This window comes from Klebsiella sp. 141240 (assembly GCF_050600805.1).
Classification (GTDB): domain Bacteria; phylum Pseudomonadota; class Gammaproteobacteria; order Enterobacterales; family Enterobacteriaceae; genus Klebsiella; species Klebsiella aerogenes.
Window position 1 is genome coordinate 87,637 of record NZ_JAQIRK010000004.1, and the last position, 16,259, is coordinate 103,895.

The 16,259-nt window shown below is 52.4% G+C and carries 15 protein-coding genes and 3 pseudogenes; 12 read left to right on the plus strand and 6 right to left on the minus strand.

What is annotated here, in order from left to right:
* Positions 1 to 63: 63 nt before the first annotated feature.
* The 3 genes and pseudogenes from PGQ95_RS09015 to PGQ95_RS09025 all read right to left on the minus strand — a co-directional run bounded on the left by PGQ95_RS09015 (position 64) and on the right by PGQ95_RS09025 (position 1,761).
* Positions 64 to 791 (minus strand): annotated as a pseudogene (locus PGQ95_RS09015) (MerR family transcriptional regulator).
* Positions 792 to 879: 88 nt separating this feature from the next.
* Positions 880 to 1,284: a cell envelope integrity protein TolA gene (gene tolA / locus PGQ95_RS09020; protein WP_271031897.1), complete on the minus strand. Its 405-nt coding sequence runs from the start codon at positions 1,282 to 1,284 to the stop codon at positions 880 to 882.
* Positions 1,285 to 1,401: 117 nt separating this feature from the next.
* Positions 1,402 to 1,761 carry a helix-turn-helix domain-containing protein gene (locus tag PGQ95_RS09025; RefSeq protein WP_045393772.1) on the minus strand — a complete coding sequence of 120 codons (360 nt, stop codon included), beginning with the start codon at positions 1,759 to 1,761 and terminating at the stop codon, positions 1,402 to 1,404.
* A gap of 329 nt (positions 1,762 to 2,090) precedes the next feature.
* Between PGQ95_RS09025 and PGQ95_RS09030 the strand changes: the two genes are divergently transcribed.
* Together PGQ95_RS09030 and oqxB are read left to right on the plus strand one after the other, a co-directional pair.
* Positions 2,091 to 3,266, plus strand: a complete 1,176-nt coding sequence (locus PGQ95_RS09030; protein WP_213793788.1) for an efflux RND transporter periplasmic adaptor subunit — start codon at positions 2,091 to 2,093, stop codon at positions 3,264 to 3,266.
* 23 nt (positions 3,267 to 3,289) lie between these two features.
* A complete protein-coding gene (gene oqxB / locus PGQ95_RS09035; RefSeq protein WP_430917790.1) occupies positions 3,290 to 6,442 on the plus strand; it encodes a multidrug efflux RND transporter permease subunit OqxB in 3,153 nt (1,050 codons plus the stop codon).
* Between the two features lie 64 nt (positions 6,443 to 6,506).
* Here the strand turns inward: oqxB and PGQ95_RS09040 are convergent, their stop codons facing one another.
* Both PGQ95_RS09040 and PGQ95_RS09045 read right to left on the minus strand, forming a co-directional pair.
* Complete coding sequence (locus tag PGQ95_RS09040) at positions 6,507 to 6,986, minus strand: RrF2 family transcriptional regulator (protein WP_042892257.1); 480 nt, start codon at positions 6,984 to 6,986, stop codon at positions 6,507 to 6,509.
* Positions 6,987 to 7,090: 104 nt separating this feature from the next.
* Entirely contained in the window at positions 7,091 to 7,981 is an 891-nt protein-coding gene (locus PGQ95_RS09045; protein WP_430918043.1) for an oxidoreductase, read from the minus strand.
* A gap of 171 nt (positions 7,982 to 8,152) precedes the next feature.
* Here PGQ95_RS09045 and PGQ95_RS09050 point away from each other — a divergent pair, with 171 nt between their 5' ends.
* Both PGQ95_RS09050 and PGQ95_RS09055 read left to right on the plus strand, forming a co-directional pair.
* A complete protein-coding gene (locus PGQ95_RS09050; RefSeq protein ID WP_113374177.1) occupies positions 8,153 to 8,635 on the plus strand; it encodes a cold-shock protein in 483 nt (160 codons plus the stop codon).
* A 50-nt stretch (positions 8,636 to 8,685) separates the two neighbouring features.
* On the plus strand, positions 8,686 to 9,225 hold the full coding sequence (locus PGQ95_RS09055) for a DUF2058 domain-containing protein (RefSeq protein WP_045375126.1): 540 nt from the start codon (positions 8,686 to 8,688) through the stop codon (positions 9,223 to 9,225).
* A gap of 107 nt (positions 9,226 to 9,332) precedes the next feature.
* On the opposite strand, the gene PGQ95_RS09060 is transcribed toward PGQ95_RS09055, so the two are convergent.
* A complete protein-coding gene (locus PGQ95_RS09060) occupies positions 9,333 to 9,491 on the minus strand; it encodes a hypothetical protein (RefSeq protein WP_316424555.1) in 159 nt (52 codons plus the stop codon).
* A 34-nt stretch (positions 9,492 to 9,525) separates the two neighbouring features.
* Between PGQ95_RS09060 and PGQ95_RS09065 the strand changes: the two genes are divergently transcribed.
* The 8 genes and pseudogenes from PGQ95_RS09065 (at position 9,526) to PGQ95_RS09100 (ending at position 16,230) form a co-directional block, all read left to right on the plus strand.
* Positions 9,526 to 9,783, plus strand: coding sequence for a YjhX family toxin (locus PGQ95_RS09065; RefSeq protein WP_430917793.1), 258 nt, complete (start codon positions 9,526 to 9,528; stop codon positions 9,781 to 9,783).
* A 10-nt stretch (positions 9,784 to 9,793) separates the two neighbouring features.
* Complete coding sequence (locus tag PGQ95_RS09070; RefSeq protein WP_430917795.1) at positions 9,794 to 10,552, plus strand: SAM-dependent methyltransferase; 759 nt, start codon at positions 9,794 to 9,796, stop codon at positions 10,550 to 10,552.
* A 155-nt stretch (positions 10,553 to 10,707) separates the two neighbouring features.
* Complete coding sequence (locus PGQ95_RS09075) at positions 10,708 to 11,733, plus strand: LLM class flavin-dependent oxidoreductase (protein WP_430917797.1); 1,026 nt, start codon at positions 10,708 to 10,710, stop codon at positions 11,731 to 11,733.
* 160 nt (positions 11,734 to 11,893) lie between these two features.
* Complete coding sequence (locus PGQ95_RS09080; protein ID WP_045393784.1) at positions 11,894 to 12,457, plus strand: YagU family protein; 564 nt, start codon at positions 11,894 to 11,896, stop codon at positions 12,455 to 12,457.
* A 397-nt stretch (positions 12,458 to 12,854) separates the two neighbouring features.
* Positions 12,855 to 13,137 (plus strand): annotated as a pseudogene (locus PGQ95_RS09085) (Arm DNA-binding domain-containing protein); the annotation flags it as partial.
* A 171-nt stretch (positions 13,138 to 13,308) separates the two neighbouring features.
* Positions 13,309 to 14,034: a hypothetical protein gene (locus PGQ95_RS09090; RefSeq protein WP_430917799.1), complete on the plus strand. Its 726-nt coding sequence runs from the start codon at positions 13,309 to 13,311 to the stop codon at positions 14,032 to 14,034.
* A 27-nt stretch (positions 14,035 to 14,061) separates the two neighbouring features.
* Complete coding sequence (locus PGQ95_RS09095) at positions 14,062 to 15,291, plus strand: hypothetical protein (protein WP_430917801.1); 1,230 nt, start codon at positions 14,062 to 14,064, stop codon at positions 15,289 to 15,291.
* A gap of 278 nt (positions 15,292 to 15,569) precedes the next feature.
* Positions 15,570 to 16,230: pseudogene (locus tag PGQ95_RS09100) on the plus strand (integrase core domain-containing protein).
* Positions 16,231 to 16,259: the final 29 nt, after the last annotated feature.

Sequence of the window (16,259 nt, forward strand, 5' to 3'; positions counted from 1 at the left end):
TTTGTCCAAGTTTTTGGTGTGCTTTTTTAGCGGAGAACATGGCGCACAGGTGCAAAGCTTTTTTTACAGCGAGATAACGTCCAGAGAGGCAACGTGCTGGCGCCAGAGGTCTATCTGCCTCTGGCGTGCGGCGGTGAGCTGGCCCGAGGTCACCAGTAACCAGCGGCGTTGAGGGAATATTTCCGGGGCCAGCGCGGTGGGCGGCATCGGCAGCACATCAATGCGATGACCTTGTCCGGTGCGCATGAGCGCTTCCAGCCAGATTTCACATGGGTCGCTCAGGTGCCAGCCGGTAATCAGAGAGTTATCGCCCGGCGCGCGTTTATCGCCTTCAAGACAAAAGGAGGTGTAGGAGATGATAATACCGTCGAGGAGCTCACGCAGGGTCTGCATCGCCGGCACATTAGCCGATACCTTACTGCGTAACGGGCGCAATACGTTGGTAACCAGCTCAGGGCGGGGATATTCCCGACCGGCGTCGTAAATCAGCTGGCGCAGGGATTCGATTTTTCCCTCTTTCAGCCGCTGCAGCATGTTGTCCTGCAGGACAAGCCAGTTATTGCCTGGGCCGCTATCAGGGCGGGTCAACAGCGGTTTGACCTGGCTTACGGGAACACCTTTTTTTACCCAGTCGAGAATTTTCAGCGCCAGCTGACATCGTTATCGTTATAGAGGCGGTGGCCTCCATCGGTGCGCTCGGGTTTAAGCAGGCCGTACCGGCGTTGCCAGGCCCGCAGCGTGGTTGCGTTGATGCCGCAAAGACGGGAAAATTCGCCGATGGAGTAAGACATTGCAATTACCTGATAACCGAGATTGCTTCTAATATACTACGGATGACGGCCGGTTGAATGCCGTGGCGCTGGTAATAAAGCGCTAGTCTTATGCTTTAAAATCGATACTCGTATTTTTAAACGTCTGATAAGCGTCATCATCCGGCGCGGCGGGAATGTCTGCTTGCATAAATGCGGCTACAACAGTGTTGCATAGTTCTTCATCACCCTTTTCCACGGTAGCGGAATTTACGGTGCCATCACGCTGCAGCGACAAACGAATACGACAGGTTTGCCCGGGATACTCCACGGAATCAGGCATTTTGGCTTTGACGGCGGTCATTATCTGATACGCGTAGGTAGCCCGACTTGATGGCTTCGCCGAAGGGAGGCTGGCGAAAAGGTCGTCTACTTCGGTGGCGCTCGCCGCCGCGCGCGGCGTGGGCTGAGGATGATGACAGCCTGCCAGCAGTAAAGGGAACAATAACAACACCAACGGCGATTTGTTCAGCATGGTAACGCGTCCTTGTTTGTTTGGTATGGGCCAATCATAACGGTAGGCGCTACGCCCTGATAGCTGCTAAACATAGGTGCTTCTACCGTTCGCTCACCGATTCCCTGAGGACGATTATCACGACGGTAAGCGCAGTGGTGGCGTTTGAGAGCCGGAGACGCTTCGTCGCCAGGCGCCGGGCGCCTGACCATACTGGCGTTTGAAGCTGCGGTTAAAAGATTGCTGGGAGTCGAAACCCAGCGCTATCGCTACGTTTAAAATGGGCTCGTCGCTGTTGGCTAAGCGCTCGACCGATCTTTGCAGCTTATGCATGCGAATATATTCAGCGAGAGGGTAACCGGTGTGCTCCTTGAAGATCCGCTGCAGGTGCCATTTCGAATAGCCCGCGCGCCTGGCAACGGTCTCGATATCCAGACGGCTCTCGAGATTATTGTCGATCCAATCGAGTAGATCATGAATTACCGCAGCAGTATTCATCTTGCGCTCCACGTAATTATAAAAGCACCTTTAATTGTTGCATTTAAAGGTGGCTCGTTTTGGCATTAATTGCAAGTTTTATTGTTGCAATTAATTCCTTGCCGTAAACAGGCCTTTCTACAGCCAGAGGAATAGCACAGAAAGTGCAACAATTATTCTTGCACTTAGTTAAGCGCCTTCCTACAATCGCCGCGATAGTGTATTCGCAACTGTTACAGTTTTGTGGCGATGAACGACACAAATGGCCTCAAGCCTGCCCGGACAAAGGAAGTGGCGCGGCGTCTCCCGCAGCGTCTTGCCCGGCGGCGACAATTACCGGAATAAAAATAATGAGCCTGCAAAAAACCTGGGGAAAACGTCATCTGACTGCAGTAGGTATGGTGCTACTCTCGGCGCTGCTCGCCGGCTGCGATGAAGGCGTCGCGCAAAACGCCGCGCCGCAAGCGCCTGCCGTCAGCGCCGCTGAGGTGGTGGTGAAATCCATTAGTCAGTGGGATAGCTTTAATGGCCGGATTGAGGCGGTGGAAAGCGTGCAGCTACGTCCCCGCGTCTCTGGCTACATTGATAAAGTGAATTACACCGACGGTCAGGAGGTGAAGAAGGGGGAGGTGTTATTCACCATTGACGATCGAACCTATCGCGCCGCGCTGGAACAGGCGCAGGCAAGCCTGGCAAGAGCGAAAACGCAAGCCAGCCTGGCGCGCAGTGAAGCAAACCGCACCGATAAATTAATCAATACCAACCTGGTATCCCGGGAAGAGTGGGAGCAGCGCCGCTCCGCCGCGGTCCAGGCGCAAGCGGATATTCGCGCCGCGCAGGCGGCGGTTGATGCCGCGCAGCTTAATCTGGACTTCACCAAAGTGACCGCGCCTATCGACGGCCGCGCCAGCCGCGCGTTAATCACCAGTGGTAATCTGGTCACCGCCGGCGATACCGCCAGCGTTCTTACCACGCTGGTGTCGCAGAAAACGGTTTACGTCTACTTTGACGTGGATGAGTCTACCTATCTTCACTATCAAAATCTTGCCCGCAGGGGGCAAGGGGCCTCCAGCAGCCACCAGGCATTACCGGTTGAGATCGGCCTTGTGGGCGAAGAGGGCTACCCTCATCAGGGTAAAGTGGATTTTCTGGATAATCAGTTAACGCCGAGCACCGGTACGATCCGCATGCGCGCGCTGCTGGACAATTCGCAGCGTCTGTTCACGCCGGGACTCTTTGCCCGCGTCCGCTTGCCGGGCAGCGCTGAATTCAAAGCCACGCTTATCGACGACAAAGCGGTACTGACCGATCAGGACCGTAAATATGTCTATATCGTTGATAAAGAAGGTAAAGCTCAGCGTCGCGATATCGCGCCGGGGCGGCTGGCTGCCGGTTTACGTATCGTCAAGCAGGGGCTGAACCCAGGCGACAAAGTTATCGTCGATGGCTTACAAAAAGTGTTTATGCCGGGGATGCCGGTTAACGCGAAGAACGTTGCCATGACTACCAGCGCCGCCCTCAACTGATCCCTTATCTGAGAATCCGATCTATGGACTTTTCCCGCTTTTTTATCGATAGGCCGATTTTTGCCGCCGTGCTGTCGATTTTGATTTTTATCACCGGCTTGATCGCCATTCCGCTGTTGCCGGTCAGCGAATATCCTGACGTCGTACCGCCCAGCGTGCAGGTGCGGGCGGAATATCCCGGCGCCAACCCGAAAGTGATTGCGGAGACCGTGGCGACGCCATTGGAAGAAGCCATCAACGGCGTCGAAAATATGATGTACATGAAATCCGTCGCAGGCTCTGACGGCGTGCTGGTAACTACCGTCACTTTCCGTCCGGGAACCGACCCCGATCAGGCGCAGGTTCAGGTGCAAAACCGGGTATCACAGGCCGAGGCGCGTCTTCCGGAAGATGTGCGGCGTTTAGGTATCACTACCCAGAAGCAATCGCCAACCCTGACGCTGGTTGTGCATCTGTTTTCACCCGGCGGTAAGTACGATTCACTGTATATGCGTAACTACGCCACGTTGAAAGTCAAAGATGAACTCGCGCGTCTGCCCGGCGTCGGGCAGATCCAGATTTTCGGCTCGGGTGAATATGCGATGCGCATCTGGCTGGATCCCAATAAGGTTGCGGCGCGCGGGTTAACCGCATCGGATGTGGTGACGGCGATGCAGGAGCAAAACGTTCAGGTTTCCGCCGGACAGCTGGGCGCCGAGCCGCTGCCGAAAGAGAGCGATTTTTTGATCTCTATTAACGCTCAGGGGCGTCTGCACACGGAAGAAGAGTTTGGCAATATTATTCTGAAAACGGCGCAAGACGGTTCGCTGGTGCGCCTGCGCGACGTGGCGCGTATCGAAATGGGCTCGGGTAGCTATGCGTTACGTTCCCAGCTTAACAATAAAGACGCAGTCGGGATTGGTATTTTCCAGTCGCCAGGGGCGAATGCTATCGATTTGTCTAACGCCGTTCGCGCTAAAATGAACGAACTCTCCACCCGTTTCCCGGAAGATATGAAATGGGCGGCGCCGTACGATCCGACGGTGTTTGTGCGTGATTCGATTCGCGCGGTGGTGCAAACGCTGCTGGAAGCGGTGGTGTTGGTGGTGCTGGTGGTGATTTTGTTCCTGCAGACGTGGCGAGCATCGATTATTCCGCTGATTGCGGTGCCGGTATCGGTGGTGGGCACCTTCAGCATTCTTTATCTGCTGGGCTTTTCGCTGAATACCCTGAGTCTGTTTGGGCTGGTACTGGCGATCGGTATCGTCGTGGATGATGCCATCGTGGTGGTGGAAAACGTCGAACGAAACATTGAAGAGGGGCTGGCTCCGCTAGCGGCGGCGCATCAGGCGATGCGCGAAGTCTCCGGGCCGATTATCGCTATCGCGCTGGTGTTGTGCGCGGTGTTCGTGCCGATGGCATTCCTCTCCGGGGTAACGGGACAGTTTTACAAGCAGTTTGCGGTGACGATTGCGATATCGACGGTGATCTCCGCCATCAACTCGCTGACGCTCTCGCCGGCGCTGGCTGCGCTGCTGTTAAAACCGCACGGTGCGGCGAAAGATTTCCCGACCCGGCTTATCGATCGCTTGTTCGGCTGGATTTTCCGTCCGTTTAACCGTTTTTTCCATCGTAGCTCAAACGGCTATCAGGGGCTGGTGGGCAAAACGCTCGGGCGACGCGGCGCGGTGTTTGTGGTCTACGTCCTGCTGCTCTGCGCGGCTGGCGTGATGTTTAAAGTCGTACCCGGCGGATTTATTCCGACGCAGGATAAACTGTATTTAATTGGCGGCGTGAAAATGCCGGAAGGCTCTTCACTGGCGCGCACCGACGCGGTGATCCGCAAAATGAGCGAAATCGGTATGAATACCGAAGGCGTGGATTATGCGGTGGCCTTTCCGGGGCTTAATGCCCTGCAGTTCACCAATACGCCGAATACCGGGACGGTCTTTTTTGGTCTGAAACCGTTCGACCAGCGAAAACATACCGCTGCGGAAATTAACGCCGAGATTAACGCCAAAATCGCGCAAATTCAGCAGGGCTTTGGTTTCTCGATTCTGCCGCCGCCGATTTTAGGACTGGGTCAGGGTTCCGGCTATTCGTTGTATATTCAGGATCGCGCCGGTCTGGGTTATGGCGCGTTGCAAAACGCGGTGAACGCGATGTCGGGTTCAATTATGCAGACGCCGGGAATGCATTTCCCTATCTCGACCTACCAGGCGAACGTGCCGCAGCTGGATGTGCAGGTCGATCGTGATAAAGCGAAAGCGCAGGGCGTGTCGTTGACCGACCTTTTCGGTACGCTGCAAACCTATCTGGGGTCATCGTATGTGAATGATTTTAACCAGTTTGGGCGTACCTGGCGCGTGATGGCGCAGGCCGATGGGCCGTTCCGCGACAGCGTGGAAGATATCGCTAATTTACGCACCCGCAATAATCAGGGCGAAATGGTGCCAATTGGCAGTATGGTGAATATTAATACCACCTACGGGCCGGATCCGGTGATTCGCTACAATGGCTATCCGGCGGCGGATTTGATTGGCGATGCCGATCCCCGCGTGCTCTCGTCCACGCAGGCGATGACGCAGCTGGCGGCCATGTCTAAGCAGATACTGCCGAACGGGATGAATATTGAGTGGACGGATCTCAGCTTCCAGCAGGCCACGCAGGGCAATACGGCGCTGATCGTCTTCCCGGTCGCGGTCCTGCTGGCGTTCCTGGTGCTGGCGGCGCTGTATGAAAGCTGGACGCTACCGCTGGCGGTTATCCTTATCGTCCCGATGACCATGCTCTCCGCGCTGTTTGGCGTCTGGCTGACCGGCGGCGACAATAACGTATTTGTGCAGGTGGGGCTGGTGGTGCTGATGGGGCTGGCGTGTAAAAACGCGATTCTGATTGTCGAGTTTGCCCGCGAACTGGAAATTCAGGGTAAAGGGATTATGGAAGCGGCGCTGGAAGCCTGTCGCCTGCGTTTACGCCCGATTATCATGACCTCGATTGCCTTTATTGCCGGGACGATCCCGCTGATTCTTGGCCACGGCGCGGGGGCTGAAGTGCGCGGCGTCACCGGGATCACGGTGTTCTCCGGTATGCTCGGCGTGACGCTGTTTGGCTTGTTCCTGACGCCGGTGTTTTATGTGACGCTGCGAAAACTGGTGACGCGTGGCAAACAGGCAAGGGACGTCTTGCCCGCGTAGGTCGCTGCTAATAACAAAAAACCGCCTTTTCGTTTAAGGCGGTTTTTTTTCGCAACAAGAAAAGTTAATGCGCTTCTTTATAGCGGGCAGTCAGCTCAGGCAGCGGATCGCAGCCGCTGGTATCGGCTTTTTTGACCTCTTCCAGGGCGCTTGCCACGGTGTGGCGAGCTAACACCGCGAGCGACGCCTGCTCGGCTTCATCGGCTACGGACTTAAAGTACCAGCAAGCGTTGGCGCTAATCACGCAGCGAGCCGGGACGTCAGGGCGAGACGCCCACAGTTTTTTATCTTCAATAACGGAAAGATAGATATCACGCAGCGTGATTTGGTCGGCAGGGCGGCCAAGATGAATAGAGCCGTTGCGGCCAAGCGTGGAAACGATGATACCGTCGCGAGTGAGCGGAACCATGAGTTTACGGATAAAGCTCGGGTTGGCTTCCAGGCCGTAGGCCAGAATCGCACTCGTCGAACGTTCACCCAATTGCTCCGCCATCGCTACGCTGAGAACCATCTGCAAAGCTGTCGGGAAGCGGTAATCTAACATTTTCTTATCCTGGGTTGCGGTGAATCTTGTTCTTTTTGGCACCGCAGAGGTAAATAATCAGTGAGTAACACTATAACAAATACGGTAATTTTTTTGAAGCAATCTTAGCCAGGTCCCTCGCTTGCGGCCGCCAGCAGCGGCACGACGACATCGCTGATGGGGGTGGCAACGCCCAACCTTCGGCCATAGCGTTGTATGACTCCGTTACGGATGTCCCATTCCAGCGGACGATTGGCCTGACGGTCGGCGAGTATCGAGGTGCTTAAATCCGCCGGCGCCTGATGAAACCCATCAACAATTTCCTGCGGCACGCTATCGGCGAGTACCGCCCCTGCGGCGCGCGCCACCGCCAGACACTCGTGTAGATAGGCCAGCGCCAACCCGGTGATGTCCTGGCGCGAAAACATCCCGGCGCGGCGATTCGCCAGTACCATCAGGCCAGCGACGGCATTTTGCAGCAGTTTCCGCCAGGCGACCGAGGTGAAATCTGCCGTCAACTCAACCGCGCAGCGGGTACCGTTGAGAACCTCGACTATCCTCTTCACCTGCGGCGTATCGGGTAGCGTCAGGCGCGGTTTGGCACGTAACCATACCGAAGCATCCGCCTCTCGTTGTGCCGGAAACCAGACAACCGAAGGCAACACCTTTGCGCCGTTAACATAGGGGTCAAGCAGGCTTTCCTGTTCAACGCCGTTCTGTAGCGCGCAGACCACCGTGTTTTCATCACACAGCGCGTTAAGCCAGCCCGCGCAATCCGCTACCTGGGTGGTTTTCACCGCCACAAACAGCAACTCAACCGGGCGTTCCAGCGTATGCGGATCGGTCAATACGGGCCCTGGAAGGATCGTTTCGCCGTCTTCCCGGCGTAAAATCAATCGCTGATGTGCGGTGCGTCCGCAGAGCAGCGGTTTACGGCCCGCTTCATGCAGCACGGCGGCAATGGTTGTGCCAATAGCGCCAGGACCTAGCAACGCGACGGAGGAAAAGTTAGACATCATGCATTCTCCTGATTGAAGCCTACCCATTAATGATACAAATTTTCGGCAAAAGCCAGGATCAATTGCCGATATCGGGCAACACTTAGAGCAAAGGCATGGTCTATGCTGGCATTGTGCTTTAAACTGCGCGCTGCAAAATTGAGTAGATAAACGATTAATCAGGCGGTAATGGCGATGAACGGTACGATCACAACGTGGTTTAAAGATAAAGGTTTCGGATTTATCAAAGATGAAAATGGTGATAACCGCTATTTTCACGTGATTAAGGTCGCCAATCCGGATCTGATTAAGAAAGACGCGGCGGTCACGTTTGAGCCCACGACTAATAATAAAGGTCTCTCGGCTTACGCGGTTAAAGTCATCCCGGAAAGCAAACATCTGTATATTGCCGGTGAGCGTGTGAAGCTGACATCGATCAAGTCTTACCTGGTATACAGTGAGGAAGTGCCGGCCGATACGCGTATCGACAAGGAAAATGCGGTGCTCTCCGTGGGACTACTGATGAACAGCATCAAGCCGAAAGAGAGCGTGAAGCCGGGCGAAATGCGCACGCTGAAAAAGTTGGCGATCACTACCTTTCAGGGCACAACGCTCATCTTCTCTGAAGATGAAATCGACATCGACGCCACGGTGAAGCTCCTTAAAGTCTAATCCTGATTTACCGTATCCGAAGCAGAATTCAAACGATTGTAGAAACGACGATGACAAAACTTACCTTACAAGAACAGATGCTGAAAGCGGGTCTGGTCACCAGTAAAAAGATGGCTAAGGTTCAGAGAACGGCGAAAAAGTCACGCGTTCAGGCGCGTGAAGCCCGCGAGGCCGTTGAAGAAAACAAAAAAGCCCAGCTTGAGCGTGACAAGCAGCTCAGCGAGCAGCAAAAGCAAGCGGCTTTAGCAAAAGAGTACAAAGCGCAGGTTAAGCAGCTGATTGAAATGAACCGAATCACGATTGCGAAAGGTCAGATCGCTTTTAACTTTACGGATAATAATCTCATCAAAAACATTGATGTGGATAAAACCACCCAGGCGCAGCTCATTAGCGGCCGTCTGGCGATTGCCCGCCTTGCTGTTGATAATAACGGAAAATACGAATACGCGATTATTCCCGCCAGCGTGGCGGATAAAATCGCCCAGCGCGACGCCGAAAGTATTGTGTTGAACAGCGCCCTGAGCCAGGAAGCCGAGGACGAAGACGATCCGTATGCTGACTTTAAAGTACCTGATGATTTGATGTGGTAATCCGGGTCAGTACGCTGAAGCTAGTCATTGTGCGTCTTCCGTCATGGAGCGGGGGGCGCAATTTCAGATATCGATCACAATTTTCCCGTTTATAAATATCCTTTCTGTCACTGGATGTTATTATCCGGCTGGTAAATACCTTTCAACTCTACCGAGGCTTTGATGCTGGAGAATGTAATCATCTGATAATCAGTTTGCCGACCTTTCAGGCCGGGCTGGTTATCAATGCGCTGAAATCGAATGCGGGCACCGCTGCGTGTTTGCACGTTTTGCACATGATGATTAAACAGGTTTTCCAGTATGAATTTATCCCGTAAGGAACAACGTACCTTACACGTTCTCGCGAAAGGCGGACGTATTGCGCACATTCGCGATACCTCAGGCCGCGTCATCGCCGTGGAGTGCTATAGCCGCGAAGGACTACTGCTCAGCGACTGTACGCTCGCCGTTTTCAAAAAACTCCGCACTAAAAAACTGATTAAATCCGTTAACGGCCAGCCGTACCGCATCAACACCAGCGGGCTGAATAACGTTCGCGCTCAACCGGATAACCGCTAAGGAGAGTGGCATGACCACAACAATCGATATCCCCCGTATCTTTACCATCAGCGAAAGTGAACATCGTATCCATAACCCCTTCACGGCGGAAAAATATGCCACGCTTGGCCGCGTACTTCGCCTGCAGGCGGGGGCGCAGATCCTCGACCTTGGCAGCGGTTCTGGCGAAATGCTCTGCACCTGGGCGCGGGACCATGCTATCGGCGGTCTGGGCATTGACATGAGCCCATTGTTTACCGCGCAGGCAAAACAACGCGCCGCAGCACTTGGCGTTAGCGATCGCGTCACTTTTCTCCATAGCGATGCGGCAGGTTACGTTGCCGAACGGCAATACGATGTGGCGGCCTGTATCGGCGCGACGTGGATAGCCGGCGGCGTCGCTGGAACCGTGGCGCAGTTAGCCCGAAGCCTTAAGCCTGGCGGTATGCTACTTATCGGGGAGCCCTGGTGGCGTAAGGTACCCGCCACAGAAGAAGAAGCGCGCGCCTGCGGCGTTTCTGCGGTGGCTGATTTGTTGCCGCTTCCGGCGCTGGTCGCCTCTTTTGGCGAACTGGGCTATGACATTGTTGAGATGGTGCTGGCTGACCGCGAGGGGTGGGACCGTTATGAAGCCGCTAAATGGCTGACGATGCGCCGTTGGCTGCAGGCGCATCCGGATGATGAATTTGCGGTTGAGGTCCGTGCGGAGCTCAATGCCGCACCGCTTCGCCATGTCACTTCTACCCGGGAATATTTCGGTTGGGGCGTTTTTGCGCTGATGCAGAAATAACTCTCGTTATATTTGGTCAATTTATTTGAACTATTCTGTTAAATAAACGCCATTTATACATTTTGGCTAAGGGGTAGAGTAGGAGAACCACAAGCAGACGCGGAACGTTATCTCCGCGTCTGCTGAATGTTTTGCCGAAATCAGGGGCTATCCTCATGAAAAAGATTGGATTTTTGTCATTTGGCCACTGGACGCCATCGTCGCAGTCGGCGACCCGTTCCGCTGCCGACACGCTCTTACAATCCATCGATCTGGCCGTTGCCGCCGAAGAGCTAGGCGCGGACGGCGCCTATTTTCGGGTTCACCATTTCGCCCGCCAGCTCAGTTCACCGTTCCCGCTACTGGCCGCTATCGGCGCGAAAACTAAGAAGATTGAGATCGGCACCGGCGTTATCGATATGCGCTATGAAAATCCGCTATATATGGCGGAGGATGCCGGCGCTGCAGATTTGATCGCCGGTGGTCGTTTACAGCTTGGCATCAGCCGGGGTTCGCCGGAACAGGTGATTGATGGCTGGCGTCATTTCGGTTTTCAACCGCAGGATGGCGAGTCCGACGCTGACATGGCGCGGCGCCATACTGAGGTTCTGCTGGACGTGCTGCGCGGCGAAGGTTTCGCTAAACCTAACCCGCAACCGATGTTCCCCAACCCGCCGGGATTGCTGCGTCTTGAGCCGTACTCCGCCGGACTACGTGAGCGTATCTGGTGGGGCGCGGGCTCTAATGCTACGGCGATGTGGGCGGCGAAGCTCGGCATGAACTTGCAAAGCTCGACGCTGAAAGATGATGAGACGGGCGAACCATTCCATATTCAACAGGCGAAACAGATCCGCGCCTATCGTCAGGCCTGGACTGAGGCGGGGCACACGCGTACGCCGCGGGTATCGGTCAGCCGAAGTATTTTTGCCCTGATGGACGATCGCGACCGGATGTATTTCGGCTCCAGCCGGGATACTAGCGATAGTATTGGTTTTCTTGATGAGAAAACCCGCGCCATTTTCGGCCGCAGCTATGCCGCTGAACCCGATAAGCTCGTCGAGCAACTGAAACAGGATGAAGCGATCGCGGAAGCCGATACCTTATTGCTGACCGTACCGAATCAGCTGGGCGTGGATTATAACGTTCACGTGATTGAGTCTATTCTGAAGCACGTTGCGCCGGCAATGGGATGGCGTGATTAAAAGAATGCCTCGCGGGGCATTAATTGATGCCCCGCGATAATATAAAAGTATTAGCTTTGTTTATCTTTTGAACAAAAAGTGTGATCTTGATCAAGCCATACCCGCGCAGACTTAAAGAATATTGCAATGCTGTAACAATATTATTCATGGCGAGGGATTTATGGCAATTAAGGATTTTTTTGTACAGACTGCACCTGGTCGGCGTCGCTATGGCGTCGCCTTATTGGTTGGGGTTATTGCCGGAATCATGTCGGCATTCGTTAAGTGGGGGGCGGAAGTGCCTCTGCCGCCGCGAACATTTTCCGGCGGGCGTGATGAATTCAACCCTCCTTATCTCTTTCTACGCGACTATCTTGGTATTGACCCAACGCATACCGTTTACACCTTTTCTGAGCATATCATCAACCCGGTGATGGTCACGCATATCATCTTCTCGTTGGTGTTTGCGATTGGCTATTGCGTGGTGGCGGAGATATTCCCAAAAGTTAAATTATGGCAGGGCGTGTGGGCCGGCATTGTCGCCACCATTGCGGTTCACTGGATATCTTTCCCGCTATTAGGACTTACGCCGTCGTTATTCAATATTCCGGCTGATGAATATATTTCCGAACTGCTTGGCCATATTTTTTGGTTCTGGGCAATTGAGATGATTCGTCGCGATCTGCGTAACCGAATTACCCACGAGCCTGACGCAGAAATTCCGTTAGATGCGCCGTTCAGATAATTTAAAACCTCGCGAGTTATAAAACCTGCGAGGCTTTGAAATGAAAAATCCGCGCCGTGGCGCGGATTTTATCGTCAGGGATTAGACGTTGAACCGTGATTTAACAGTTATCTTATTGATATAAATGTTTTATTTTATTCATATTTTTGTATGTACTTATCATTGTACTCATTTTGGAGTTTGCTCGCATTAGTAACGCGAAGGCCGTAGGTTCGACTCCTATTATCGACACCATTTCAAACGCTTCTCAAGTCTATCGAAATCAACACAAAGCCCGTATACAGTGGTTTATGGCCTGTGTCTTATCTCCTGTTATCAACTGGACTTAACCGGAATCAAGTCACAGTTGGGGGTATAAATGGGGGCATTATGTGTTCGGTCCAGGGAGATGCCCCCAATGAAGCTTAATGCGTGACAGGTAGACACTGCTAAACCCAGAGAGAAAGCCTACAAGTGGGTAGACGGTGCTGGTTTGTATCTTGAAGTCGTTTCCTCTGGTCCCAAGTACTGGCGGATGAAATATTGCTTCAATGGAAAAGAGAAGCGTATGGCTTTTGGTGTTTACATCTTTTGCCAAGAAAGAAGAAAAACTGGTTCGCGATGTGCAGCTCAACAACACGCTTCAGGCTGTGGCGCTTGAATGGCACGGAACAAAGGTGAGCCAATGGGGAGAAGGCTATGGTGGTTTACATATTATGGGACTGGAGTTTACGGCTAGGGAGGCGATAATGTGGATTGCACCGCGGGTGTTGTTGGCACTGCTTGTGACAGTGATGCGGATAAGGCAAGCAAAGCATGCTAAGTTTTTAGATTGCTTTGCGCAGATTACTATAAGGAATTAACGATTAACTATGCTTAACATTCCAGTGTTCCACCCATGGCGCTCGATTTGGGACACTCAACTCAGCGATAAGATGACTAAGCTTGATGCTATTGCCGCGCGGAGGCAGCGAGGGCGTCAAAGACCTCCAGCACTTGAGGGTCTGAGTGATCACACCCTGGTTCTTGCTGCTCTTAATTTATCACGGGCGCGATTGGACTCCCCTGAGATATTGCACCAAAAAATCGAACCTTTGCTTTTGGCATGTGTCTGGCCACGCTGGTTGCTCCTGGAAGAGGCGTTAGACCAAGCCTCCACCACAGGTGACCTACATTTGGCTGCTCTAGTGCTTCGAACCCAGATAGAAGAACTCGATGCATTAAATGTCGTTGCGGAACTCTTTGAATTTGGCAAAAAGACTCCATTTGACAGTGAGGCTGTGGCGGATAAAATTCGTTTTCTCCAAAGTCGGGTCTTACCTAGGCTGGAATTAAAAAATAGGGAGGAGCTGACTAATCAGGCTTCAGATAAAGAGATAGCCGATAAACGTCATGAAAGTCTGAAGCTGGCTTTCAACCAACTTAGTGAATATGTCCATCCTAACTATGGTAGCCATATTCTATCTGTGAGGCCTCACTCTACTGATGCAGCAACTATTGTAGCTGACGCTTTTATCGTGATTTATGAAGCGTTTTTTCAATTGCCATGGGTTGAAAATGACAATTGCGATCATATTGTTTTTTTACCTTTGAATTAGACATCCTCAAATGATCCTTTCCGTATCTTGGCGGATGTCACTTTACCCATCCTCAAAAAGACTTACTCTGTGGAAATGGGGCATAGAGAAGCAGATTGGAAGGACGCAGAGGGGACTTTTCACCATTTTGCTAACTGCGAGTCTAACTGGGAAAGCGCTTTTGGTACTCCGCCGACTTGGCCAACAGATATTGAGGCAATCAAGGCTTTGAGAGAGAGCCAGCTTTCACCAAGTCTTTGGCCTGACTCACTTAAGACAATTTCAGGGCAGAATCGATATTCGTTCTTAATTCAACAAGAACTTCGACTTGCTCAAGCTGCTAATTCTTTACCTATACCGAATGGCGCGTATGAGAGTAATGAGCAGCTCTCGATCCTAGTTCCGAGTTTGAGCTTCAGCATCGAGGTAATTGAGTACAAGATGTGGTCTATGGCTCGTCAAGCGGCGAGACTTGTTAACGCAGACAGCGTTCTCGGGGTGACGCTACTCGTGCGCTCAATGCTTGAGCATCATGCATTGGCAATCGAGTTAGGGGAAAAATTAACCAAAGCTAAAAATGAGGTGGAAAAGTCTGCCCCTAACTCCGGAAAAATTTCGGAATTATTGGCGAACGCTGAGAAACAATTGGCACGAGTTCTTGCGGGAAGCTCGAACTTGTCTGGTGCAACGTCCGAGTGGCGGCACTTGTGGCGAGAGTCTATCAAAAAGCCGTATAACATACTAACTCCACTAGGGACAATGAATTCAAAACAACCAGGGGTGCTCAGCTTGTACGGTTTCTTGTCCCATGTTGCGCACGGTACAATTGCTACCGGAGGTGATCTTTTGGGGGGCGGGGGAGAAGGGTGGAAGTCAGGTCATAAGATAATTCTGGCGCAATTGACACTTATGCTTTCAACGCTATGTGGGATTGAGGCGATGATGGATCGCCAAGTAGCCTCTATGCTGACCGGATCTTGGCTCGACTCGCTGCGAGAAAAATCAACTGACCTCGGAAAAAGTATCAAGGCGAAGCGAATACTTGAAGGTCAAAAATTGAAATTTGGAAGGGATATTTTTGGAGTTGGAACCAAAGATGATCCTTACCGCTTTCGCGAAGGATTGGACTATCGTCCGTCATTTTATCACTACTTGTCACAAGAAGGTTTAAAGGTGGACAGTCGCAGTGTTGCCCTTTTTAAGGGAGCATTTGGAGATGAGGTCAAGCTCGATGATGGAAGTGTGCTGTACTTTATGAATTCCCAGCTGAACATCTGACTCTAAGATGAATATGTTCGTCTGAGTTGATTACCGTCCAAGGTGGCAAATTGGATCCGTTCTGGAATTATATTCTAAAGCGTTATGATTGCCGCCTTTTTCTCGCTAGTTTATTTCAGACCGGCTGAGGCTGAGGAGTCGAGTACTTTAGACCATCCCTCGCTTGTCGTTAGAAAAAGATAGCTTTGGGTGGTGAGTTTGTAAGTATCCCGGCAAACCGAACCATTCACTTTTAGAGATCTTCCGACATACTGATTATGTCCCCTGAGGAGATCGCTATGCGTAATATCCGATTCACCGAGCACCAGATAATCGCCGTCCTGAAGTCTGTCGAAGCCGGACGAACTGTCAAAGATGTCTGCCGTGAGGCCGCAATATCTGAAGCCAGTTACTACAACTGGAAGGCGAAATATGGCGGGATGGAAGCGGCTGATATTAAAAAAATCAAAGACCTTGAAGATGAGAACCGACGCCTCAAACAGATATTTGCTGACCTGAGTCTGGAAAATCGAGCGTTAAAAGACGTCATTGTCATCGAAAAAAAAGCTTTAAAACCAGCGATAAAGCGTGAACTCGTCAGCTATCTGACGGCGCAATTTGCCATGAGTTTATCCGCTGAAAATGCGGATGGATAACGGGCCAGAACTGGTGTCGCTGGCACTGGCGCAGTGGGCGGAAGAACACGGGGTGATACTGGAGTTTATCAAACCGGGTAAGCCGACACAGAATGCCTTTATTGAACGGTTTAACCGGACGTACCGGACAGAAGTACTGGATTTTTATCTGTTCAGAACCCTGAATGAAGCACGGGAAATTACGGAGCGCTGGCTGGCTGAATATAACAGCGAGCGGCCTCATGAATCCCTGAATAACCTGACGCAGGAAGAGTACCGGCTGATGGCTGAAAACCCGGAGATCTCAAAAAGTGCGTGGAACTAAAACGGGTATGCTTACACCCATCAACAACA